This window comes from Microbacterium sp., from assembly GCF_047607225.1.
In the GTDB taxonomy this organism is placed as follows: Bacteria; Actinomycetota; Actinomycetes; order Actinomycetales; family Microbacteriaceae; genus Microbacterium.
The window spans coordinates 25482-46402 of sequence record NZ_JASGDO010000046.1 but is presented as its reverse complement, the minus strand read 5'-3'; the positions used below and the strand labels follow the sequence as shown (position 1 = coordinate 46402).

Sequence of the window (20921 nt, the reverse complement as noted above, 5' to 3'; positions counted from 1 at the left end):
GGGCTCGCCTTTGTGTATACACTAAACACAAGTCGATGCTCGAGGAGGTGCCATGCGCGCGAGTGAACGCGCCTATGCGGCGCTCCTCGACGAGATCCAGACCGGGGCCCTGGCGCCGGGGGCCGTGATCGGCGAGGTCGAGCAGGCCACCCGGCTCGGGGTCAGTCGGACGCCGCTGCGTGAAGCGCTCTCACGGTTGGAGTCGCGCGGGCTCGTCGAGCAGGTCTCGCCACGCGTGACGGTCGTCTCGCGCATCGAGCCCGGAGACATCCGCGACCTCTTCGTGGTGCGTCGCGCGCTGGAGGAGACCTCGGTGCGGCTGGCGGCGGCCGCCGCCGATCGGGCGGCCTTCCGCGACCTGGCTGCGGCCTTCGCGTCGTCCTCGATCGACGGCGAACCCGCCCGCGACGCCTACTACGCGCTCATCGGGCGGTTCGACGAGGCTCTGGATGCCGCGAGCGCCAACGACTACCTCGCCTCGGCGCTCGACACCGTGCGCACGCACCTCGTTCGTGTCCGGCGTCTCGCCCGTCATCGTCCCGAGCGGCTCGGGGCCTCTGTGGCCGAACACCGCCTCATCGCCTCTGCGATCGCCGACGGCGACGCCGACCTGGCCGCGCACGCCACCCACGTCCACCTGCACAACGCCCTCACGAGCATCCTCGAGTCCCTGGAGTCCACCGCATGACCGTCACCCACCACGTCCGCGTCTACCGCAGCGACGAAGAGCTGCCGCGCGAGTATCAGCTCGCCTACGCCATCGCACAGGTCGCCGCGGATCCCGTCGCCGTCGATGACGACGTCGTCGACATGATCATCAACCGCGTCATCGACAACGCCGCCGTCGCCGCCGCTTCGCTCACGCGCGCCCCCGTGAGCGCCGCGCGGCAGCAGGCGCTCGACCACGCCGTGTCGATCTCGGGACACGGCGGCACGGTGTTCGGCTGCGCGAACGAGAGGCGGTCGAGCCCGGAGTGGGCGGCGTGGGCGAACGGCGTCGCGGTGAGGGAACTCGACTACCACGACACCTTCCTCGCCGCCGAGTACTCCCACCCCGGCGACAACATCCCCCCCATCGTCGCGGTCGCCCAGCACGTCGGCGCCGATGGCGCGGCTCTCGTCCGCGCGCTCGCCACCGGTTACGAGATCCAGATCGACCTCGTGCGCGCCATCTGCCTGCACAAGCACAAGATCGACCATGTCGCCCACCTCGGTCCGTCGGCCGCCGCCGGTCTCGGCACCCTGCTGGGGCTCGACGTCGACACGATCTTCCAGGCGGTCGGGCAGGCCCTGCACACCACGACCGCCACCCGCCAGTCCCGCAAGGGGGAGATCTCGTCGTGGAAGGCACACGCTCCCGCCTTCGCCGGGAAGATGGCCGTCGAGGCGGTCGACCGCGCGATGCGGGGCGAGACCTCGCCCTCGCCCATCTACGAGGGCGAGGACGGCGTGATCGCCTGGATGCTCGACGGGAAGGACGCCGCCTACGAAGTCCCGCTGCCCGCCCCGGGCGAGCCGAAGCGCGCGATCCTCGACTCGTACACGAAGGAGCACTCCGCCGAGTATCAGGCGCAGGCCTGGATCGATCTGGCCCGCAAGCTCCACCGCGAGCATCCCGAGCTCGCGGATCCGGACAATGTCGCCTCGATCGTGCTGCACACGAGTCACCACACGCACTACGTCATCGGCTCCGGCGCGAACGACCCGCAGAAGTACGACCCCACGGCCTCCCGCGAGACGCTCGACCACTCGATCCCCTACATCTTCGCGGTGGCGCTGCAGGACGGCGGCTGGCACCACGTCGACTCCTACACGCCCGAGCGTGCGGGGCGAGCGGACACGGTCGCGCTGTGGCGCAAGATCACGACGGCGGAAGACGCCGAGTGGACGCGCCGCTACCACTCCGACGACCCGGACGAGAAGGCGTTCGGCGGCAGGGTCGAGGTCGCGCTGACCGACGGAACGACGCTCGTCGACGAGATCGCCGTCGCCGACGCGCATCCGCTCGGCGCGCGCCCTTTCGTCCGCGAGGACTACGTGCGCAAGTTCCGGCTGCTGGCCGAGCCCGTGCTCGCTCCCGAGGAGATCGATCGCTTCCTCGCGCTGGCCGAGCGGCTTCCGCACCTGCCCGCCGAGGAGGTGCGCCAGCTCAACATCGTCGCGCGGCCCGGCGTGCTCGCTCTCGCCCCCGCTCCCAAGGGCCTGTTCTGATGCTGTACGCCACGACGCCCGCCGCGGAGAAGCGGCGGATCCTGCGGGAGCGGCTCGCCGCAGGCGAAGTGCTGCGCTTTCCGGGAGCGTTCAACCCGCTGAGCGCGCGGTTGATCGAACGGAAGGGCTTCGACGGTGTGTACATCTCCGGAGCCGTCCTGTCGGCAGACCTGGGGCTCCCCGACATCGGCCTCACGACCCTCACCGAGGTCGCCGGCCGTGGCCAGCAGATCGCGAGGATGACGGAGCTGCCGGCGATCATCGACGCCGACACCGGATTCGGCGAGCCGATGAACGTGGCACGGACCATCCAGACACTCGAGGACGCGGGCATCGCGGGTGCCCACATCGAGGACCAGGTCAATCCGAAGCGCTGCGGTCACCTCGACGGCAAGAGCGTCGTCGGCGTCGCCACCGCCACCCAGCGCATCCGTGCCGCGGTCGACGCCCGGCGCGATCCGAACTTCCTCATCCTCGCCCGCACCGACATCCGGGCGATCGAGGGCCTCGATGCTGCGATCGAGCGGGCACGGGCACTCGTCGACGCCGGCGCGGATGCCATCTTCCCCGAGGCGATGCGAGACCTGGGCGAGTTCGAGGCGATGGCGCAGGCGCTCGACGTCCCGATCCTCGCGAACATGACCGAGTTCGGGAAGTCGGAACTGTTCACGGTGGACCAGTTGCGGGCAGCCGGCGTGCAACTGGTCATCTGGCCGGTGTCGTTGCTGCGGATGGCGATGGGCGCCGCTGAGCGTGCACTCGATACGCTGACCGAGGAGGGCCGGTTGGAGTCGCGCCTCGGTGAGATGCAGCATCGCGCCGACCTCTACGACCTCATCGACTACGAGGGCTATAGCCACTTCGACTCGAACGTCTTCACCTTCCGGATCGACCGACAGGAAACGAGCAGATGACCGACATCAAGAAGGGACTCGCCGGCGTCGTAGCCGACGTGACCGCCGTCAGCAAGGTCAACCCCGAGACCAACTCGCTGCTGTACCGCGGCTATCCCGTCCATGAGCTCGCTGCGACGCAGTCGGCCGAGGCCGTGGCGTTCCTGCTGTGGCACGGGGAACTCCCCGACGAGGAGCAGCTCGCGGACCTGCGACGAGTCGAGCGGTCGCACCGTGCGCTCGACGACGACGTCCGCGCGGCGATCGACCTCATTCCGTTGGACGCCCACCCGATGGACGAGGTGCGGACGGCCGTCAGCGTCCTGGGCGCGCGCGACTTGGCCGGTTCCGGCTCGGTGCTCGATGCCAGCGGGACGCGCGAGGACAATCTCGCCCGGAGCATGCGCCTGTTCGCCGCGCTCCCGGCGATCGTCGCGTATGGCCAGCGTCGTCGCCGCGGTCAAGAGGTCGTCGCGCCGCGGGACGACCTCGACTATGCCGCGAACTTCCTCTGGATGACCTTCGGTGAGGAGTTCGACCCGGTCGTGGTGGACGCGTTCAACCGCTCGATGATCCTCTACGCCGAGCACTCCTTCAACGCGTCGACGTTCACGGCCCGGGTGATCGCCTCGACGCTCAGTGATCTGTACTCCGCCGTCGTCGGCGCGATCGGAGCGCTCAAGGGTCCGCTGCACGGCGGCGCGAACGAAGCGGTCCTGCACATCTTCGACGAGATCGGCGATGCCGACAACGTCGTGCCGTGGCTGGAGAAGGCCCTCGCCGAGAAGCGGAAGGTCATGGGCTTCGGCCACCGCGTCTACAAGCGCGGGGACTCGCGCGTGCCGACCATGAAGGCGGCTCTGGACACGCTCATCGCCCACTACGACCGGCCCGATGTGGAGGCGCTGTACACCACGCTGGAGTCGGAGTTCGTCGCTCGTAAGGGCATCTATCCGAACCTCGACTACCCCTCGGGTCCGGCGTACAACCTCATGGGGTTCGACACCCTCACCTTCACTCCGTTGTTCGTGGCGGCCCGGGTGGTGGGGTGGACGGCGCACATCATGGAGCAGGCGGAGGCGAACGCCCTCATCCGTCCGCTCTCGGAGTACGTCGGCCACGACGAGCGCCACATCGACGGCTTCGTCGACGACGTGGGCACCGCGGCGATCTCGCTGCGGGAGGCGGAAGCCGAAGGCTGAGGACAGGGCGACCTCATGCGCAGCGCCGTCATCGTCGACGCGGTCAGAACGCCGTCGGGGCGTGGCAAGCCCGGCGGAGCCCTGAGCGGGGTGCACCCGGTCGACCTCGCCGCCGGCGTGCTCCGCGCCCTGCGAGAGCGCAACGGCCTCGACTCGCGCCAGGTCGATGACGTGCTGGTCGGCTGCGTGAGCCAGGTGGGTGAGCAGTCCGCGAACATCGCACGGCAGGCCGTGCTCGCGGCGGGCTTCGATGAGCGGGTTCCCGCCGCGACGATCGACCGGCAGTGCGGGTCCAGTCAGCAGGCGGCGCACTTCGCCGCGCAAGGGGTGATCGCCGGGCAGTACGACATCGTGATCGCGGCCGGGGTGGAGTCCATGAGTCGCGTGCCCTTGGGGACGGCCGCCTCGATCGCCGGCTCGCCGTTGCCTCCGTCGTTGCGCTCCCGCTACCCCGAGGGCCTCGTCGGACAGGGCGTCTCGGCGGAGCTGATCGCCGCGCGCTGGGGCTTGGACCGCTTGGCCCTCGACGCCTACGCGGCCGTGTCGCACCGCCGGGCGGCGCAGGCGGCCGCAGCGGACCTCTTCGCCTCGCAACTGGTGGCGGTCGAGACCGAGTCCGGCACTGTCTCGGTCGACGAGACCGTGCGGGCGGCGGCCTCCGTCGACGGGCTCGCCGCCCTGCCGCCGGCGTTTCGCACCGACGAGCTGGCACAGCGCTTCCCCGATCTCGGATGGCACATCACGGCCGGTAGCTCGTCGCCCCTCACCGACGGCGCCTCGGCCGTCCTCATCATGAGCGAGGAGGCGGCGCGTGGACTGGGGCTGACGCCGCGTGCCCGCTTCCACTCATTCGCCGTCGTGGGCGACGATCCGCTCCTCATGCTCACCGGTCCGATCCCCGCCACCCGTCGCATCCTGGAGCGCAGCGGACTGAGCATCGACGATATCGACGCGTACGAGGTCAATGAGGCGTTCGCCTCGGTGCCGCTGGCCTGGGCGGCCGAGGTCGGCGCGGACCCCGAGCGGCTCAACTCCTGGGGTGGGGCGATCGCGCTCGGCCACGCCCTGGGATCGAGCGGAACGCGTCTTCTGGGCACCCTGCTCGCCCGGCTCGAGCACACGGGCGGACGCTACGGTCTCCAGACGATGTGCGAGGGCGGCGGCATGGCCAACGCGACGGTCATCGAGCGTCTCGGCTAGGAGTCTCGCGGGGCGCGACCCGTTCGCGACGATCGATGAGATGGATACATGGATATCCATGTAAAATGAGCGAAGTGCCTCCACCAGGGCCGACAACGCTGTCGATCTGCCTCACAAGGACGTGATCTCATGAGCATGACCATCACCCCATCGCTGTCCGAAGATGACCGCTCCGCGATCCTCGATGCCGTCCGGGATTTCTCCCGGACGCGCCTCGAGCCGTTCTCACTCGAGCGCGATCAGACCGGGACGTTCCCCCGTGACCTGTTCCCGTGCGCGGGGGAGCTGGGACTTGGCGGCCTGTACGTGCGGGAGGACGTCGGCGGCGCCGCTCTGGCACGTACCGACGCGATCGCGGTCGTGGAGGAGCTCGCCAAGGGCGACCCGACGATGCGATTCAGGCTGAGGCTGCCGCCCAGTCGGCGCTACAGGAAGCCACCTCGGCTGTCGCACGAGCACGCGCACACGCCCTGCGCGCGGGATGGACTGAAGCCGAACTGAAGAAGCTCGGCTTGGTGCCCAACACGACCACCGCCCGCTCCCGCAAGGCGCGCAGCTCGAAGGCCGCAACTGCTTCCGCGGTGCAGAGCCATGACCAGCCCTAAGGCATACGCCACGGCCCTCGTCGGCGCGGGCGTCCTGGTCGCGGGACTGCTGTCAGGCTGCGCCCCATCGGTAACACCCAGCGAGTCGCCCACGCGACCGACACCCGCCCCGTCGGCGTCGTCGAGCGCGAATCTGGCGCCGACCGAGGCTCTGGGAGATCACGAGCATGAGCCCGACCCCACAGCCCCCGAAGCGGCCGTGGCGATCGCGGTCGAGGCCGTGAGGGCTTACTGCAGGCCGGGTGTCGCGAAAGCGGAGTGGATGGAAGAACTTTCCCCGCTGCTGACCCCCGCCGCCGTCACCGCCTACGACACTGTGGACCCGGCGACGGTTCCGTGCACAACGTACACCGGGGGCGCCGCGATCGCCTCCGGCGATGATGTCTTCACGTTCCTCGTCAGCGTGCCCACTGACGCCGGGACATACACCGCGTACGTCACCCGCCCTGACCGCGCGGACCCCTGGCAGGTCGACAGAATGGCGCCCCCCGAATGAAGCGAAGCGGCCTCATAGCCGGCGCGATCATCCTGCCCGTCCCGCTGATCCTCGGATTCGTGATCGTCTTCACTTCGGACGGCAACCAGCCGGCCAACGCCTGCACACCCTCGGTGGGAACGGTCAACGCGGCCGCGATCCCGCCGACGCTTCGGTGTCCGGCTATGGCCGTGACCAACTCGCGAACGCGGCCGCGATTATCAACGCGGCCTCAAAACTGCAACTGCCGGCGGCGGCTCAGGTGCTCGGGGTGTAAGCAGCCCTCGGTGAGTCCTCGCTCGTGAACATCAACTACGGCGACAACGTCGTGAACCCTGATGGCTCGATCGCCGACTCCATCGGCCTGTTCCAGCAGCAAAGCTCCGGGGGAACCGTGGAAGAGCGGATGGACCCCACGACCTCGGCAACGCTCTTCTTCGAGCGGTTGGCCGCGGTCCAGGGATGGGAAACGCTCGAACCTTCCGTCGCCATCAACCGCGTGCAGATCAACTCTGACCCCTTCCACCATGTGAAGTGGCGCCCCGCAGCGATTGCGATCACGACCTACCTCGGATCGCTCTCTGCCGGCGGCTTCACGCCCGCAGACTGCAGCGTGTCCGGCGACGGCGAGGCGCTCGCCCAAGAGCTCACCGCCGCGCTCGACGAGGGCACCCTGACGATCCAGGAACAGCGCTATGAGAAGCAGATCCGCGACATGGCCGCGGGCACGGCGGCCGAAGGCTGCCGGATTGATCTCCCCGTCCTGCAGCTGATCGCCCTCGCGCTCCAACGCTTCGAGTCAGTGGGCCTGTCCAGCCTCAACCGTCGATGCGCCGGCAGCGACCTCGGTACCAACGCGCACTGGATCAACGGCGGCGGCAACGCCGTCGACTTCATCAGCCTCGGTGGTTAGCCCGTCACCGGGAACTCACCTGAAACGTTCGCGCTGCTCGACCTGCTCGCGGGGGTCGCACCCGAGGGAACGCGCGTCGGACAGAGCAACTGCCGCAGCGCTTCAGCCGCGCTGGCGTGGCCCACGCTCGTGCAGTTCTGGGACACCTGTCACCACCAGCACATCGACTTCCTGTAGACCAGCGGCACGCTCAACGTCGCCCCGTAGCCCCTCGGCAGCGGTCGGTGCGCCTGAGCGATCGCGTGCCGCCCTGCGCGCGACCTTCCCGGCTCGTGCCTTCCCCACATCTACTCCTTGTCGTATCGGCCGACGCCAGGCGTGCGGCGATGCCCATCACTGCTCGGCGTGGCGCTCGGTGAGCGCACCAGTGCGATCGCGGACGAGATCGACCGCGAGTTGAGGTGTGGCGGGTTCTCCGCGCGCGGCGGCGGCACGGGCGGCTTCGAGTGTTGTGACGAACTGCTGGTAATGGGTGACGGCGGGTGAGGATTCGGCCAGCGCGCGTGCGGCGATCGCGGGGCGAGATTGGCTTTCCGGCCCGTCGAAGACTTCGCGGGCGTACTCGCTGGGAACCCACCGACCGCCGAGAGAGTCACCGCTCTCCAGGGCGGCCACGTAGGCATGCTCCCAGCGGCCGCGGATGCGCTCTTCTGACAGTTCGTAGGGCACCTCGACGTCGATCACCCAGACGTCGTAGCCGGCCTCGCTGAGGCGCTCCCCGAGCGCGAGAGCGTTGGCTTCGCTACTGAGAACAGCGTCGATCACGATGTTGTCGCCCGCGGCGATCGCGTCCGCTCGCAGGCTCTTGGCCAGGTAGGACGATTCCTCGTGCACGAGCGATGCCAGCTCCAACGGGTAGAACTTCTCCCCCTGCGCCTCCCGCTCGCGAATGGCGTCCGGCATGAGCCACTGGTCGTAGCTCCCATCGGCCTGTGCCTCGCGCAGAAGCGAGCGCTTGAATTCGTCCGCGTCAATCACGAGATACTTGCCCCGGTGCTCCCCGAGCACGTCGGCCAGGACGGTGCTCTTGCCGGCACCGGGAGGGCCGGCAAGCACGATCGCGCGGCGCTCCTGCTCGACGTCGGGAGCCGTGGCCCGCGCTTCGTCAATCAGGCGTTCGTGGAGAAGGTCGCGTGTGAGCGTCGGTTGCCCGCCGACCCACCACGCGGGGTTGTTCGTCGTGGCTGTGGCGGCGTTCGGGGCGAGCGGGTGGCCAGGTTTGGACAGCTCGCGCACCGTTTCCATGTGGCGAGCAACTGCATCGGAAACCACGCTCTAATCGCCGTGCCGATCGTGCGCGCGGACCTTCACGCTGCTGCCTCTCGTGCCCTTGACTACCTCACCGCTCGGAATCCGGTTGGCGGTCGAGACCTTGCCCGTGCGACTGCTGCGCTCTGCGACGGTTCCGCGGGGCGCCGTCACTTCGAGCTGCACGCCGTTCCTGGTCTTGATGACAAAGCGACCGTTCTTCTCGGTGACCTCTCCCCCACCGATCGCCATGGCGATGTCTCGAGCGGTGTCACGCGCGCGATCCTTCGGTGACGCCTTCCGGTGCGCGGCCTTCTCCGGTGCAGGCACGGTCGCGATGTTGTGCCGGCGGTTGAACACTTCCTCGTACACATCGTTCTCGATGAGCCCACGGCGTCGAGCGTCGCTGACCTCCGACCATGTGCCGGCAGGATCGACGATGAGAGAGTCATACCCGTCCGTGTGGCCGCCCTCGACGTAGGGGAAGCGCGTGAGCTCGTCGACGAGCTGCGCGCGGTCGATGATCCCGCCCGCATAGCGCTGGCAGATCTCATACGGCGTCGCGCCGGAGAATCCCTCCAGCGGCATCGTGACCTTGGCGGCCGTACGGAGCGCACTGAGCACGGACGGCTGCGCGATCCCGAGCCACTTCGAGATCTGCGTCTGGCTATAGCCGCGCTCGTCGAGCCGGCGCAGCTCGCGCCGGTAGTCGAGCTCGTCAATTTCCTTTCGGCGACGGGCGCGCACCGCGGCGCGTGCCTCAGCCGGGACCTCTGCGATCGTCATACCGATCACCTCCTATAGAACATTCTATAAAGGAGGGTTGGCAGGGTCTAGTGGTTGAGCGCACGGCGAACACTCGACGCTCCGGCCCCGAGCACGCGGGCGATGCTCTCCCAGCTCTGCTGCTCGGCCCGCATCCGCTCGGCGGTCGCGATCCGCTCAGGCATCATGACGCTCGGTCGGCCGCCGACGCGGCCCTGGCTGCGGGCGCACTCCAGGCCGCGAGTCGTGTTGTCTCGGATCGTGTCGACGCGCAGCTGCGCGAACACGGCGACGATGCCGTAGAGGGCTCGGCCCATCGGGGTCGTGGTGTCGATCATCGGCTCGGCGAGGCTGACGATGTTCACCTGTCGGGCGTCGAGGTCCTGCAACGTCTCGATCAGGATGCGCTCACTGCCGGCGAGCCGGTCGAGCCGGCGCACCTTGAGCGTGTCCCCCGGTCGGAGGTAGTCGAGGCAGGCGAGCCACTGCGGACGGTCCGCGACGCGGCTGGACTCACCGTGGTCGACGAACACGCGTTCGCAGCCGGCGGCACGCAGCTCGGCCGCCTGCGCGTCTGGGTTCTGCTCGCGCTTGGAGACTCGGGCGTAGCCAACTTCGTGTGCCATGCCGAAAACGGTACAGCCGACGTTCCGGCGCGATTCGGTTTCGGCAGGGGGTTTCGGCGGATCATTCCTCGGCGTGTCGCGCACCTGGTCGTCGACGTCGACGAGCCCACCGAAAACGATCGTTTCCGGTCAGCCGTTCAGGCCGCCAACGTTTGTCGGCCCCATCTCGGGCCCCGGCTCGTGCGTTCCGCGAGGACGATCTGTCGTCGCCTCGTCGAGGGCGGGGAACCCCCAAGCATCGAGTACCAGGCTGCGGGTGTCGTCACCCATCCCCACAGCCCAGCGAATGCGAGGTCTCCAAGCGAGCCGTCAGTAGCCGAGAGTCGCTTGACGATCCGGCCAATCATCGCCCTGTCGACCACGCTGCGCATCGTGTGGTGTCACAGCGCGACTATCGCATGGCGCAACGCGAGTAAGCAGTTTCAGCGGCTCGAAAGAGACTTACTTTGTCTCGCTTTGCTGTGTGGCCTGAGTCTCTGACCCGACAATCAGGAACTCACCAATTACCGTCTTTCCGTCTTCCTCGTAGACTGGAATAGTGCGGTCTTGAACGCCTTCAGTTTCCTGCCACCGGAGCGCGTCAGCGGGGCTATCGAAAGGGAGTGATCCCGTAGCCCTATCGAGTTCAACCTTGAGCACGTATCCCGTGCGGCCATCCGTTGTCTCAGCTTGAATCAGGTCCGGCTCATTGTTCGGGGATGAGGCGACCGCAGCCGAACCATATGTTAGGCCAGCTGAGTTCTTCTCATAACTTGGCTCCGGCATGGGCTGGCTCTCCTCCGCCGATGCCACGCCGGTCGGAGCGAACAGAATCGGCCCAACAGCGACCGCGGTGCCGGCGACCGATCCGAGACCCAGCGCGCCACAAACCGCCAGGCTAGTGATAAGGATTCTCTTCTTCATGGTGGTCTACCTCACGAGTTCTGATTTGGGGAGACGAACGTGTAAGTATTGTTGTAGCCGCTTCCGTTCCACGTCCGCGAAACGCCATATGAATACCATGTTCCGGCGTAGCTCCTCAAACATGAATCGCCGTTGGCGTACCAAGCTGACCCAGAGTTGTAGATGGTCGTTCCTTCGCAACTCAGACTTCCACCCGAGGTAAACAGTCTTCCCCGCGCCCCGGCCCACCCAGCGGCAGCGGCTCCGACTTGCACGGAGGATGTTGTTGTGCGTGCATACGCCCAGTGCGCTGATGCGTTGGTGTTGATCGTCGCGTAGTTCTTGTATTTCACGCCATCCGTTGTGAAGTACCCAACCGTGCTCTGAGCTGTCCCCGCGACCGCTGCACCAACCGAAGCCGATCCGAGGAAACTCACAATGAGCACAGCCAGACTGAGAACCCATGTCCGACGAGTGGATGCTTTCACGATTACCTCCCATAATGTATCGAGCTAAGAGTCGCATACGGCTTGCGCGGAAAGCAAGGGTTCGCTACCGCATGGGGGACCACCACACGATGCGCAGCGTGGTCGACAAGGCGAGCCGCCTACATCACGATCCACAACATGGTCGCGTGGATGATCGACCGTTACGGCACCGCCGACCAGCGCGAGAAGTGGCTGCCTCCGCTCGTGGCCATGACCGAGCTCGGAGCGTACGCGCTCACCGAGCCGGGGGCAGGATCCGATGCGGCCGCCATCACGACCTCCGCCATCCGCGACGGTGACGAGTTCGTGCTGACCGGCGTCAAGCAGTTCATCTCCGGCGCGGGAGAGGCCTCCGTGTACGTTGTCATGGCTCGCACGGGTGAAGCGGGGGCGCGAGGGATCACGGCGTTCCTCGTCCCCGGCGATGCGTCCGGGCTCACCTTCGGTCCCCACGAGAAGAAGATGGGCTGGCGGGCCCAGCCCACTCGACAGGTGATCCTCGATCGCGTGCGGGTTCCGGTCGACGCCGTCCTCGGCCAGGTCGGCGGAGGCTTCGGGATCGCGATGAGCGGACTGAACGGGGGAAGGCTGAACATCGCGGCGTGCTCCCTCGGGGGAGCGCAATGGGCGCTCGATCGTGCCGTGCAGTACGTGCATGAGCGGTTCACCTTCGGCGAGCCGCTCGCCGAGAAGCAGGGGATCGTCTTCCGCCTCGCCGACATGGCCACCGAGCTGCAGGCCGCGAGAGCGCTCGTGCGGGAGGCGGCGGCCGCCGTCGACGGTGCTCCGACGGACCCCGCCGCGCAGGCCCAGGTGGCCTCCCAGTGCGCCATGGCGAAGAGGTTCGCCACCGATGCCGGCTTCGCCGTCGCCAACGACGCGCTGCAGCTGCACGGCGGCTACGGGTATCTGCAGGAGTACGGCGTGGAGAAAGTGGTCCGTGACCTGCGGGTGCACCAGATCCTCGAAGGCACCAACGAGATCATGCGGGTGATCGTCGGCCGGCACCTTCTGAGAGCATGAGGACATGACCGACTTCACCACTGTGCGTACCGAGATCCGAGGCCGCGTCGGCTGGATCACGCTCGATCGCCCCGAGGCGCTCAACGCCCTCAACTCCACGCTCGTGCGGGAGCTCGCGGCCGCGGCAGCCGCATTCGATGCCGACGAGGGCATCGGGTGCATCGTGGTCACCGGTTCTGACCGCGCCTTCGCGGCCGGCGCCGACATCAAGGAGATGGAGACCCAGACCTCGCGGGACATGGCGATCGACAATCCGTTCGCGCCCTTGGAGCAGTTCAGCCGCGTGCGCACCCCCGTGATCGCCGCCGTCGCCGGCTACGCGCTCGGCGGCGGTTGCGAGCTCGCTATGGCATGCGACATCATCCTGGCCGCCGACACTGCGCGCTTCGGGCAGCCCGAGGTCACCCTCGGGGTCATCCCGGGCCTCGGGGGCACGCAACGCCTCCCGCGTGCCGTGGGCTACTACAAGGCGGCCGAGCTCGTGCTGACGGGGCGCATGATCGACGCCCACGAGGCCGAGCGGATCGGCCTCGCGTCTCGGGTCGTCCCTGCCGCCGACCTCCTCGCCGAAGCGGAGACCACGGCCACCGCGATCGCCGCGAAGTCGCTCCCCGTGATCTACGCCGCGAAAGAGGCGCTGCGCGTGTCGCAGGAGACCACGGCGGCGGAGGGGCTGCGGTTCGAGAAGCAGACGTTCGCGGCGATGTTCGCCCTCGCCGATCAGGCCGAGGGTATGGCGGCCTTCCGTGAGAAGAGGTCGCCCGACTTCACCCACCGATGAGCCGGGCTCTGCAAGCGGTGCGCCGAGGGTGGCGTTGGCGTTCAGTCCACGACGTCGCCGGACGCCGCGCGGAGGCGGGCGATCACCGAGATGAGCGACTCCACGTCGGCCTCGTCGATGCCGAGGTGGGTGAACACCTCGGTGTTCAGGGCGGTCGTCGCCGACGCCACGACGTCTCGCCCTTCGGGAGTGAGGGTCACGAGCGTCGCCCGGCCGTCGGTGGGGTGCGGCTCGCGGCGCACGAAACCGCTCGCTTCGAGCCGGTCGACCGTGTGGGTCGCGCTCGTCTGATGCACCTGCAGGCGTCGGGCGGCGGAGGTCAGCGGCATTCCTCCTTCGCGCGTGAAGCTCAGGAGTGTCAGCAGCTCGTAGCGCGCGAAGCTCAGCCCCCACGGCTTGAGCGCCTCTTCGACGCGGGCGAGGAGGAGTTGATGAGCTCGCATCACCGAGGTCACTGCCGTCATGCCCGCGGCGGCATCCGACCATCCGTGCGCCACCCACTGACGTCGCGCCTCGACGATCGGGTCGGGGAGCGGGCGTGTCACGCGAGCCACAAGGCGCCTCCTGTCGTCGGTGATCACGCTAGTCGGTTTCCTCAGCAGCGCTCGGCCGCGCAGGTCCCGCTCAATAGACTCGATCCTCGGAGGGTGCCATGAGAATCGTCGTCCTGATCAAAGAAGTCCCCGACACGTACGGCGACCGGAAGCTGAGCCTGGAGACAGGCCTTGCCGAACGGACGGCCTCAGAACGGGTGATGGACGAGATCGGGGAGCGCGCCCTCGAGGTGGCGCTCTCGTACGCCGATGCGAACGCCGGCACTGAGGTCGTCGTGCTCTCGATGGCACCCGAAGAGGCCGCCGCCACCGTCCGCAAGGGCCTCGCGATGGGCGCCGCCTCGGCCGTCCAGGTCAGCGATCCGGCTCTCGTGGGCGCCGACCTCGGCACCACCGCGCGGGTCCTGGCCGCCGCGATCGCCCGCACCGGCTTCGACCTCGTGATCACGGGGAACCTCTCCACCGATGGCGCCGGGGGCGTGCTCCCCGCCATGCTCGCGGAGCACCTGGGGGTGCCGCAGGCCACGTCTTTGTCTGCCGTCACGATCACCGATGAGGGGGTGTCCGGCACCCGCGCCGCCGACGGCGCGACGGTGTCGGTTCGCGCCGCGCTCCCCGCCGTCATCTCCATCACCGAGGCGCTCCCCGACGCGCGGTTCCCGAACTTCAAGGGCATCATGGCGGCCAAGAAGAAGCCGTTCGAGACGCTGTCGCTCGCCGATCTCGACGTCGAGATCGACGTCGCGGCGCTCCCGCAGACGATCATGACGGCCATCGCGGAGAAGCCGCCGCGTGGAGCGGGAACCACCATCGTCGACGAGGGCGATGCCGGGGAGAGGCTCGCGGCCTACCTCATCGAGAACCGGCTGGCGTGAAGGGACGCATCATGGACTTCGCTGCGGATTCGATCCTCGTCGTTCTCGACGTGACCCCGACGGGCGAGCTCGCGCCGTCCTCTGCGGGGCTTCTCGGTGCGGCAGCCGCGATCGGCACACCCGTCGCCCTGCTCACGACCGAGAACGCCGAGCTGGCCTCCGACGCGGCGGCGCTGGGTGCTGCGGTCGTCCTGTCGGCACCCGTGTCGACCGAGGAGCTCACGGTTCCCGTCGTCGATGCGCTCGAGGCCGCCTTCGACGCCATCCAGCCCGACGCGGTGCTCGTCTCGCACTCGATCGACGGCCGCGACGTCGCGGGACGATTCGCCGTGCGGCGCAGTCTCGCGCTCGCCGTCGATGCCGTCGGCGTCGTCCGTGACGACGAGGGAGTGCTCGCGCAGCACTCGGTGTACGGCGGCTCGTACAACGTCACGAGCGCCCCCACTTTCGGCGCGCCCGTCATCACTGTGCGTCAGGGAGCGGTCGATGCGCGCGCCGAGGCGCAGCCGGTGCGCGTGGAGCAGCTGGCGGTCGCCCCCTCGGGAACCGCGGCTGCATACGTCGAGTCGGTCGAGCCGGCGGAAGTGACCTCGTCGCGCCCGGAGCTCCGTGGCGCCGCCAAGGTCGTCTCCGGCGGCCGTGGCCTCGGGTCAGCAGAGGGTTTTGCGCTCGTCGAGCAGCTCGCCGACGCGTTGGGCGCCGCCGTCGGAGCATCCCGCGCCGCGGTCGACGCCGGTTTCGTCCCCTACGCGCACCAGGTCGGACAGACCGGCGTATCCGTCTCGCCGCAGTTGTACATCGCCCTGGGAATATCAGGCGCCATCCAGCACAAGGCGGGCATGCAGACCGCGAAGACGATCGTGGCGATCAATAAAGACGGCGACGCCCCCATCTTCGAGATCGCCGACTTCGGCATCGTGGGAGACGTGTTCACGGTGGTCCCGCAGCTCATCGCCGCTCTCGAGGCGAAGAAGGCCTGATGGCGACCTCGGGGCGCCGACTGCGGCGCGGACTTCCTCGCGTGCCGGGAGGAGATCCTTGGCCTCCCGCCGGCGAGGCCGATTCGGATGCGTTGGCGCTCGCGCCCGACGGTGACGCGGCGGTCGCAGGCGCGGCGGTCGCAGGCGCGGCCTCGTCCTCGAATTCCTCGGCCCGGGGAGAGACGCCCGGGATTCGGCCCGGATCGACCGCGGCAGGCGGTTCCCTGCCGGAGGGGGTCGTGCCCGCTTCACCCTCCGGGGAAGGGGTAGCGGTTCGCCGCGGCCTTCCGCGAGAGCCCGGTGGAGAGCTTTGGCCGCCCGCCGCCGGGCGGACAGCTGCCGCCGCGTCGACGCCGGTGTCCGTTACACCGGCGTCCGCGGCGACCACGACCGCCCCGGACGATGCGGGAGTGCGCTCTGCGCCTGCTGCCGACGCGGGTGGGGAGTCGCAGGAGTCGCCGGTGGCCGCGACGACGGAGGACGGATCGCCGTTGCGACGCGGACTGCCGCGCACAGCCGACGGCGACCCGTGGCCTCCGGCAGGGATGACGGTGCGCCCGTCTGCCACCTCCGACGCTCCCGCTGCGGGAGTATCTCTTCCCGTCGAGGAGCCCGAGACCACTCGCACACCCTCCGGAAGGGCGCCGTCCGGCGGCGCGGATTCCACGCGCGACGAGCCCGAAGCCGCCGCTCCGACGTCGGCCGCTGCGGCCCGGCCCGTGCCCGCGGTCGTCGCCACCGATCGCGCCCCCCTGACCGTTCCCCGCACCGTGTGGCCGGGTCGCGCCGCGTACCATCGCCCGCCGGCGCGGCCGGCACCCACACGATTCGGTCCGTTCACGCGCATGCAGTGGGTGGGCGCCGTCCTGGTCGGCGGGATGGCGCTGCTCTACGCCGCCGCGCTCGCGGTGACGTTCGTCCGGGCGCTCCTGTCCCTTCCCGCGCTGCAGGAGTTCCTCGTCGCCTTCCCGGGCGAGTACCACCTCCCCGAGAGCGCGCCGGTCGGCATCCCGGCCTGGCTCGGTTGGCAGCACTTCTTCAACGTCTTCCTGATGGTGCTCATCATTCGCTCCGGGCTCCAGGTACGCACCGAGAAGCGACCTAGCGTGTTCTGGACGCCGCGTCGTAACCGCAAGGGCAAGATCAGTCTCGCGCTCTGGTTCCACCAGGCGCTCGACATCCTGTGGCTCGTCAACGGCGCCGTGTTCATCGTGCTGCTGTTCGTGACCGGCCACTGGATGCGCATCGTGCCGACGAGCTGGGAGGTGTTCCCGAACGCGCTCTCCGCCGCGCTGCAGTACGTCTCCCTCGACTGGCCGACCGAGAACGGCTGGGTCAACTACAACGCGCTGCAGCAGCTCGCCTACTTCTCGACGGTGTTCCTCGCCGCTCCGTTGGCTGCCCTCACCGGCTATCGCATGAGCGGCATGTGGCCCAAGAAGGCCGCTCGCCTCAACGCGGCGTTCCCCGTCGAGTGGGCGCGACGACTGCACTTCCCGGTGATGCTCTATTTCGTCGTGTTCATCTTCATCCACGTCGCCCTCGTGCTCGCCACCGGAGCGCTGCGCAACCTCAACCACATGTACGCGGCGCAAGGCTCGGTCGACGGGGTCGCCTATGCCGACAACTGGACCGGCTTCTGGATGTTCTTCGCGTCGCTCGTGGTGATCGCCGGAGCATGGATCGCCGCGCGCCCGCTGGTCCTCGCCCCCATCGCGAAGCTCTTCGGCACCGTCACCGCCCGCTGACCAGGCACCGAGAGCACATGCTCTCGCCGAGCGCACCCCTTACTGCCGGAGAGAGCGTGTGCGCTCGGTGGGAGCATGTGCTCGCAGCGGAGGCGAAGCCGCGCAACGGGCGAGCAGAGGAGCTCAGCGGACGAAGCGGACTTCGGTCAGCGTCTCGCCGAGGAAGGGCTCGGTGTGGGTCGCGCCGTCGAGCGAGAATCCGTTGCGGGTGTAGAAGCGGTGCGCGCGGGGGTTGTCTTCGGCGACCCAGAGATAGAGGTCGTCGTCGGCGCCCACGGCGTCGAACAGCTTCTGACCGATGCCGGTGCCGTGGAAGCGGTCGAGCAGGTAGATGAAGTACAGCTCGCGGTTGCGAGGCGCGTCGCGGTCGCGAGCCGGACCGGAGCCCGCGAAGCCCACGATCTCGCCGTCGACGAGGGCCGCGACCATACGAAACTCTGGCCCCTGCTGCGCCCAATGCGTCCACAGCTCCGCCAGTCGCTTGGGGGAGACGTTCTCCAGCGCGGCGTGGCTGATGAGGTGGTCGTACGTCTCGTGCCAGCAGGCGGCGTGCACGCGGCCGAGCGCCTCGGCATCGACATCACGAACGGGACGGACGACGGTGTCGGTCTGGAGTTCGGCATCCATGGCCAGACTCTACGTCCGCGGAAGGCAATCGCGAAATCGGTCGACGCCGTAACAAAGGCGACACACGGGACTGTGGAGAACCGACAACGGATTTCGCGTTCTGCGCACCGTTGTCGATAGCATCGCGCCTCGTGAATGTGTGGTGGCGGACCCTGCTGACGATCTGGCGAGCGAAGGTGCTGCTGCGTCGCCGCGGCGCCATGCCGCCCACCTCCGTCGGTCGGCTGAAGCTGCGCACCCTGCCCACCGACATCGATCTCCTCGGCCACATGAACAACGGTCGCTATGCCTCGCTGTTCGACCTCGGCCGGTTCGACCTCCTCATCCGCACCGGCATCTGGGACGCCATGAACGCACAGGGCTGGTATGCCGTGGTGGCGAGTGAGACGGTGAGCTTCCGCAAGTCGCTGCAACTGTGGCAGCGCTTCACGGTGGAGTCCCGGTTGTACGGCCACGACGACAAGGCGGTGTACCAGATCCATCGCGCCGTCGTCGACGGTGAGATCTACGCGGAGATGATCGTGCGCGCCCGGTTCCTCCGCCGGAGTGGTGGCGTCGTGAACACCGACGAGCTCTTCCAGGCCCTCCATCGCCCCGACGACCTCCCGCCGCTTCCCGACTGGGTGACCGACTGGGCGGCCGGCTCGGCGCTTCCCTCGACGAAGGCGCCGGCGCCGAGCGTGTGGGACTGACCGCGCATGGCGGAGCGATGCACGTACATGGAGCGCGCGCGGCATCGGTGACAAGAGTCCTCATCTGTGTTCACAGATTCGCCGAGAAGGCGGCCGGCCCACAGGAAGAAGCGGCACGATACACCCCCGGGCGCCCGCGCGTCTGTCCCCTAAAGTCCCGACTCGTGCATGGCGATGTCACCCGATACGGTCGGACTCTCCCCCCAAAAAAGACGAGATGAACGGGGGCAGCCATGGCGGCGGAGACCACTTCGGCGCGAACATCTCAAGGGTGCATCCCACCGACACAGATCCGCGCCACTACTACTGGCGTCGATCCGACCACGCGAAGCGGGACCTCCACCTCTTAGTGCCGTCGGATCGATGCCCTCTAGCCGTACTCGACACCGATTCTGGCCGCTAACCACGACGAACCGACGGCGCGAGGGAAGTATGCAGGGTGTGCGGACACTCCCCGTCTCCCCGCGTGTGCGCGCGCCCGTAGAGGAATGGACGGTGCCTGCGCACCCCTGCGCGCCGTGCCTCGGTGGCTGCTCGGTTGGGGGCAGACTGTGGCGCATGCTGACGCCGTCGCGGACCGCCTCGCCTGACACCTGGGCGTGGTCGCTCGACACCGTGCTCTCGGCGACGGGCATCGGGGTCGCCGTGCTCGGCGCCGTCGCGACGGTGCTCGTTGCAGCTCTCGCGCTAGAGCAGACGAAGAGGGCGAACCGCCTCGAAGATGAAGCTCGGGCCCGAGTGGGTCGCGCCGAGTTCGCCCGTGCTGTAGAGGCCTACCTGACTACGGTCCCGCCCTTCAACCGGCTACCGCAGAGCGTGACGATCCCGGCGATGCAGGCGCTGCACGCCGCAGCCGCCGGCGTGGGCAGCGACGCCGAGGGAATCCCTGGGTGGCTTCACTCGGCGATCCTGAACGCAGAGGGGCGCGACGCCGCCGACAGGAAGGGGCTTCCGCCCCAGGGGCGGAGCACGCACACGCCGCAAGAGATGGTGGCGTTCGTCATTGAGATCGAGATCCGCGGTCGCATTACTCGTTGGGTAGCGAGCGGACATCTCGACCGGTCACCGCTGCTTCGCTGACGGCGCATGCGCCCCTCGACCTCAAATCCGCGGTATCGACGCTCGACAGCCGGGCAGTGCGGTGACCTAATCGGCCGCGAGAGAATCGGGCTCGCGACCAGCACCCCGGAAATGCCCGCTGAGGTGCATTCGTCCCAATATGATCGGGGGTCATGTGGTGGAGGCGTATCGTCTTATGGGCGCGGGTCATCGCGGTCACTTGGGCGGGTCTCGTCGGCCTGCTTGAAGTGCTCGTGCACTACGAACTCGTCACACCGAGCCCTCGAGTGCAACCGACGATCTGGATCATCTCACTTTCGATGATCGGACTCGGTAGCCTGGGCGGGATCATCGGTGACGCGGTGAAGCAACGCTTCGCCGAGCGAAAGAGCCTCTACGATAACGCCCTGATGACGCTGCTCATCGAGTTAAGCCGCGATCAGACGGCACGCTTTGAAGACCTCGGCGGCTCCGTATACAGGCCCGCACGATGGCGTCGAACGGTGCGTCATGAAGACGGCACTCGCAGCGTCAGGCTCAAGCGGGTCCATCGCTTCCGTCCGTCAGCCTTTCCTTTGCCGTCTGGAATCACATGGACGGCTCGCACTGGTGCTGTCGGCGAATGCTGGACTTCTCATCGGCCAGTGCCAAAGAACTGGCAGGCGGTTGCCGCCAAGTACCAAGGTCCCGTCGGCGCGGCAGACTTTCGTCGGGTGTCGAAGGAGACGAAGAATGGGTTCAGTCTGGACGAGTTCAATGCGATTGCCCACCGGTACTCGGAAGTGCTTGCGGTGCCGGTCTGGGACCCGGCGCGCGATGACAAGCAGGTCGGGGTCCTGTCAGTCGACCGCCTCTACGCAGAGGACGTGACGTTCAAACCCATCCTGAGTTCGACAGTGGCTCAACGGCTGGTCGCCGCGACGTCGGCGGCTGTAGGTAGTATTCTCAAACCGCAAGGGAAGAACGACTAGGGGTGGTTAAGGTGCACAATCTCACTCCGGAAGAAGAGCGATACTTCCGTACGTTGCAGAGGATCGACCCCAGCGTCGAGATGCGGCGTGTCGTGGACAGCGC

The 20921-nt window shown here is 68.1% G+C and carries 22 protein-coding genes; 16 read left to right on the top strand and 6 right to left on the bottom strand.

Annotated elements, in window-relative coordinates; all coding sequences use genetic code 11:
• The first annotated feature begins 52 nt into the window (after positions 1-52).
• From QM591_RS09680 to QM591_RS09645, 8 genes are all read left to right on the top strand, one after another.
• Positions 53-688, top strand: coding sequence for a GntR family transcriptional regulator (locus QM591_RS09680; RefSeq protein WP_415131992.1), 636 nt, complete (start codon positions 53-55; stop codon positions 686-688).
• Positions 685-2211 carry an MmgE/PrpD family protein gene (locus tag QM591_RS09675; protein ID WP_415131990.1) on the top strand — a complete coding sequence of 509 codons (1527 nt, stop codon included), beginning with the start codon at positions 685-687 and terminating at the stop codon, positions 2209-2211. Before QM591_RS09680 ends, QM591_RS09675 begins: the two co-directional genes overlap by 4 nt.
• Complete coding sequence (gene prpB, locus QM591_RS09670) at positions 2211-3125, top strand: methylisocitrate lyase (protein ID WP_415131988.1); 915 nt, start codon at positions 2211-2213, stop codon at positions 3123-3125. The genes QM591_RS09675 and prpB overlap by 1 nt, the downstream gene beginning before the upstream one ends.
• A complete protein-coding gene (locus QM591_RS09665) occupies positions 3122-4306 on the top strand; it encodes a bifunctional 2-methylcitrate synthase/citrate synthase (protein WP_415131986.1) in 1185 nt (394 codons plus the stop codon). The genes prpB and QM591_RS09665 overlap by 4 nt, the downstream gene beginning before the upstream one ends.
• 15 nt (positions 4307-4321) lie before the next feature.
• Complete coding sequence (locus tag QM591_RS09660; RefSeq protein ID WP_415131984.1) at positions 4322-5506, top strand: thiolase family protein; 1185 nt, start codon at positions 4322-4324, stop codon at positions 5504-5506.
• A gap of 129 nt (positions 5507-5635) precedes the next feature.
• Entirely contained in the window at positions 5636-6007 is a 372-nt protein-coding gene (locus QM591_RS09655) for an acyl-CoA dehydrogenase family protein (protein ID WP_415131982.1), read from the top strand.
• Between the two features lie 366 nt (positions 6008-6373).
• Entirely contained in the window at positions 6374-6607 is a 234-nt protein-coding gene (locus QM591_RS09650) for a hypothetical protein (protein WP_415131980.1), read from the top strand.
• A gap of 280 nt (positions 6608-6887) precedes the next feature.
• Complete coding sequence (locus tag QM591_RS09645) at positions 6888-7499, top strand: hypothetical protein (protein ID WP_415131978.1); 612 nt, start codon at positions 6888-6890, stop codon at positions 7497-7499.
• 333 nt (positions 7500-7832) lie between these two features.
• On the opposite strand, the gene QM591_RS09640 is transcribed toward QM591_RS09645, so the two are convergent.
• From QM591_RS09640 to QM591_RS09625, 4 genes are all read right to left on the bottom strand, one after another.
• Positions 7833-8744, bottom strand: coding sequence for a zeta toxin family protein (locus QM591_RS09640; protein WP_415131976.1), 912 nt, complete (start codon positions 8742-8744; stop codon positions 7833-7835).
• Positions 8745-8774: 30 nt separating this feature from the next.
• On the bottom strand, positions 8775-9533 hold the full coding sequence (locus tag QM591_RS09635; protein WP_415131974.1) for a hypothetical protein: 759 nt from the start codon (positions 9531-9533) through the stop codon (positions 8775-8777).
• A 47-nt stretch (positions 9534-9580) separates the two neighbouring features.
• A complete protein-coding gene (locus QM591_RS09630) occupies positions 9581-10138 on the bottom strand; it encodes a recombinase family protein (RefSeq protein ID WP_415131972.1) in 558 nt (185 codons plus the stop codon).
• Between the two features lie 441 nt (positions 10139-10579).
• Positions 10580-11041 (bottom strand): hypothetical protein, encoded by a 462-nt coding sequence (locus QM591_RS09625; RefSeq protein WP_415131970.1) that lies wholly within the window; start codon positions 11039-11041, stop codon positions 10580-10582.
• A 509-nt stretch (positions 11042-11550) separates the two neighbouring features.
• On the opposite strand from QM591_RS09625, the gene QM591_RS09620 reads away from it, so the two are divergent.
• Both QM591_RS09620 and QM591_RS09615 read left to right on the top strand, forming a co-directional pair.
• The gene (locus QM591_RS09620) at positions 11551-12531 is read left to right on the top strand and encodes an acyl-CoA dehydrogenase family protein (protein ID WP_415131968.1); all 981 of its coding nucleotides are present in this window, start codon (positions 11551-11553) and stop codon (positions 12529-12531) included.
• Positions 12532-12535: 4 nt separating this feature from the next.
• Complete coding sequence (locus QM591_RS09615; RefSeq protein ID WP_415131966.1) at positions 12536-13312, top strand: enoyl-CoA hydratase-related protein; 777 nt, start codon at positions 12536-12538, stop codon at positions 13310-13312.
• Between the two features lie 41 nt (positions 13313-13353).
• On the opposite strand, the gene QM591_RS09610 is transcribed toward QM591_RS09615, so the two are convergent.
• On the bottom strand, positions 13354-13866 hold the full coding sequence (locus QM591_RS09610) for a MarR family winged helix-turn-helix transcriptional regulator (protein ID WP_415131964.1): 513 nt from the start codon (positions 13864-13866) through the stop codon (positions 13354-13356).
• Positions 13867-13964: 98 nt separating this feature from the next.
• On the opposite strand from QM591_RS09610, the gene QM591_RS09605 reads away from it, so the two are divergent.
• From QM591_RS09605 to QM591_RS09595, 3 genes are all read left to right on the top strand, one after another.
• The gene (locus QM591_RS09605) at positions 13965-14741 is read left to right on the top strand and encodes an electron transfer flavoprotein subunit beta/FixA family protein (RefSeq protein WP_415131962.1); all 777 of its coding nucleotides are present in this window, start codon (positions 13965-13967) and stop codon (positions 14739-14741) included.
• An 11-nt stretch (positions 14742-14752) separates the two neighbouring features.
• The gene (locus tag QM591_RS09600; protein ID WP_415131960.1) at positions 14753-15721 is read left to right on the top strand and encodes an electron transfer flavoprotein subunit alpha/FixB family protein; all 969 of its coding nucleotides are present in this window, start codon (positions 14753-14755) and stop codon (positions 15719-15721) included.
• Positions 15722-16131: 410 nt separating this feature from the next.
• A complete protein-coding gene (locus QM591_RS09595) occupies positions 16132-17469 on the top strand; it encodes a cytochrome b/b6 domain-containing protein (RefSeq protein ID WP_415131958.1) in 1338 nt (445 codons plus the stop codon).
• A 123-nt stretch (positions 17470-17592) separates the two neighbouring features.
• Here QM591_RS09595 and QM591_RS09590 read toward each other — a convergent pair whose 3' ends face one another.
• Entirely contained in the window at positions 17593-18096 is a 504-nt protein-coding gene (locus QM591_RS09590; protein WP_067166380.1) for a GNAT family N-acetyltransferase, read from the bottom strand.
• Positions 18097-18227: 131 nt separating this feature from the next.
• Between QM591_RS09590 and QM591_RS09585 the strand changes: the two genes are divergently transcribed.
• From QM591_RS09585 to QM591_RS09575, 3 genes are all read left to right on the top strand, one after another.
• Entirely contained in the window at positions 18228-18788 is a 561-nt protein-coding gene (locus tag QM591_RS09585) for a thioesterase family protein (RefSeq protein WP_415131956.1), read from the top strand.
• Positions 18789-19346: 558 nt separating this feature from the next.
• Positions 19347-19868 carry a hypothetical protein gene (locus tag QM591_RS09580; protein ID WP_415131954.1) on the top strand — a complete coding sequence of 174 codons (522 nt, stop codon included), beginning with the start codon at positions 19347-19349 and terminating at the stop codon, positions 19866-19868.
• A 152-nt stretch (positions 19869-20020) separates the two neighbouring features.
• Positions 20021-20818 carry a hypothetical protein gene (locus QM591_RS09575; protein WP_415131952.1) on the top strand — a complete coding sequence of 266 codons (798 nt, stop codon included), beginning with the start codon at positions 20021-20023 and terminating at the stop codon, positions 20816-20818.
• The last annotated feature ends 103 nt before the right edge of the window (positions 20819-20921 follow it).

Bases quoted from the DNA above. Each gene is read 5' to 3' on its own strand.
- QM591_RS09650 (WP_415131980.1), top strand. From the start codon at position 6,374: ATGGAAGAACTTTCCCCGCTGCTGACCCCCGCCGCCGTCACCGCCTAC.
- QM591_RS09615 (WP_415131966.1), top strand. From the start codon at position 12,536: ATGACCGACTTCACCACTGTGCGTACCGAGATCCGAGGCCGCGTCGGC.
- QM591_RS09625 (WP_415131970.1), bottom strand. From the start codon at position 11,041: ATGAAGAAGAGAATCCTTATCACTAGCCTGGCGGTTTGTGGCGCGCTG.
- QM591_RS09575 (WP_415131952.1), top strand. From the start codon at position 20,021: ATGTGGTGGAGGCGTATCGTCTTATGGGCGCGGGTCATCGCGGTCACT.
- QM591_RS09635 (WP_415131974.1), bottom strand. From the start codon at position 9,533: ATGACGATCGCAGAGGTCCCGGCTGAGGCACGCGCCGCGGTGCGCGCC.
- QM591_RS09580 (WP_415131954.1), top strand. From the start codon at position 19,347: ATGCTGACGCCGTCGCGGACCGCCTCGCCTGACACCTGGGCGTGGTCG.
- QM591_RS09655 (WP_415131982.1), top strand. From the start codon at position 5,636: ATGAGCATGACCATCACCCCATCGCTGTCCGAAGATGACCGCTCCGCG.
- QM591_RS09605 (WP_415131962.1), top strand. From the start codon at position 13,965: ATGAGAATCGTCGTCCTGATCAAAGAAGTCCCCGACACGTACGGCGAC.
- QM591_RS09675 (WP_415131990.1), top strand. From the start codon at position 685: ATGACCGTCACCCACCACGTCCGCGTCTACCGCAGCGACGAAGAGCTG.
- QM591_RS09590 (WP_067166380.1), bottom strand. From the start codon at position 18,096: ATGGATGCCGAACTCCAGACCGACACCGTCGTCCGTCCCGTTCGTGAT.
- QM591_RS09640 (WP_415131976.1), bottom strand. From the start codon at position 8,744: ATGGAAACGGTGCGCGAGCTGTCCAAACCTGGCCACCCGCTCGCCCCG.
- QM591_RS09665 (WP_415131986.1), top strand. From the start codon at position 3,122: ATGACCGACATCAAGAAGGGACTCGCCGGCGTCGTAGCCGACGTGACC.
- QM591_RS09630 (WP_415131972.1), bottom strand. From the start codon at position 10,138: ATGGCACACGAAGTTGGCTACGCCCGAGTCTCCAAGCGCGAGCAGAAC.
- prpB (WP_415131988.1), top strand. From the start codon at position 2,211: ATGCTGTACGCCACGACGCCCGCCGCGGAGAAGCGGCGGATCCTGCGG.
- QM591_RS09600 (WP_415131960.1), top strand. From the start codon at position 14,753: ATGGACTTCGCTGCGGATTCGATCCTCGTCGTTCTCGACGTGACCCCG.
- QM591_RS09680 (WP_415131992.1), top strand. From the start codon at position 53: ATGCGCGCGAGTGAACGCGCCTATGCGGCGCTCCTCGACGAGATCCAG.
- QM591_RS09660 (WP_415131984.1), top strand. From the start codon at position 4,322: ATGCGCAGCGCCGTCATCGTCGACGCGGTCAGAACGCCGTCGGGGCGT.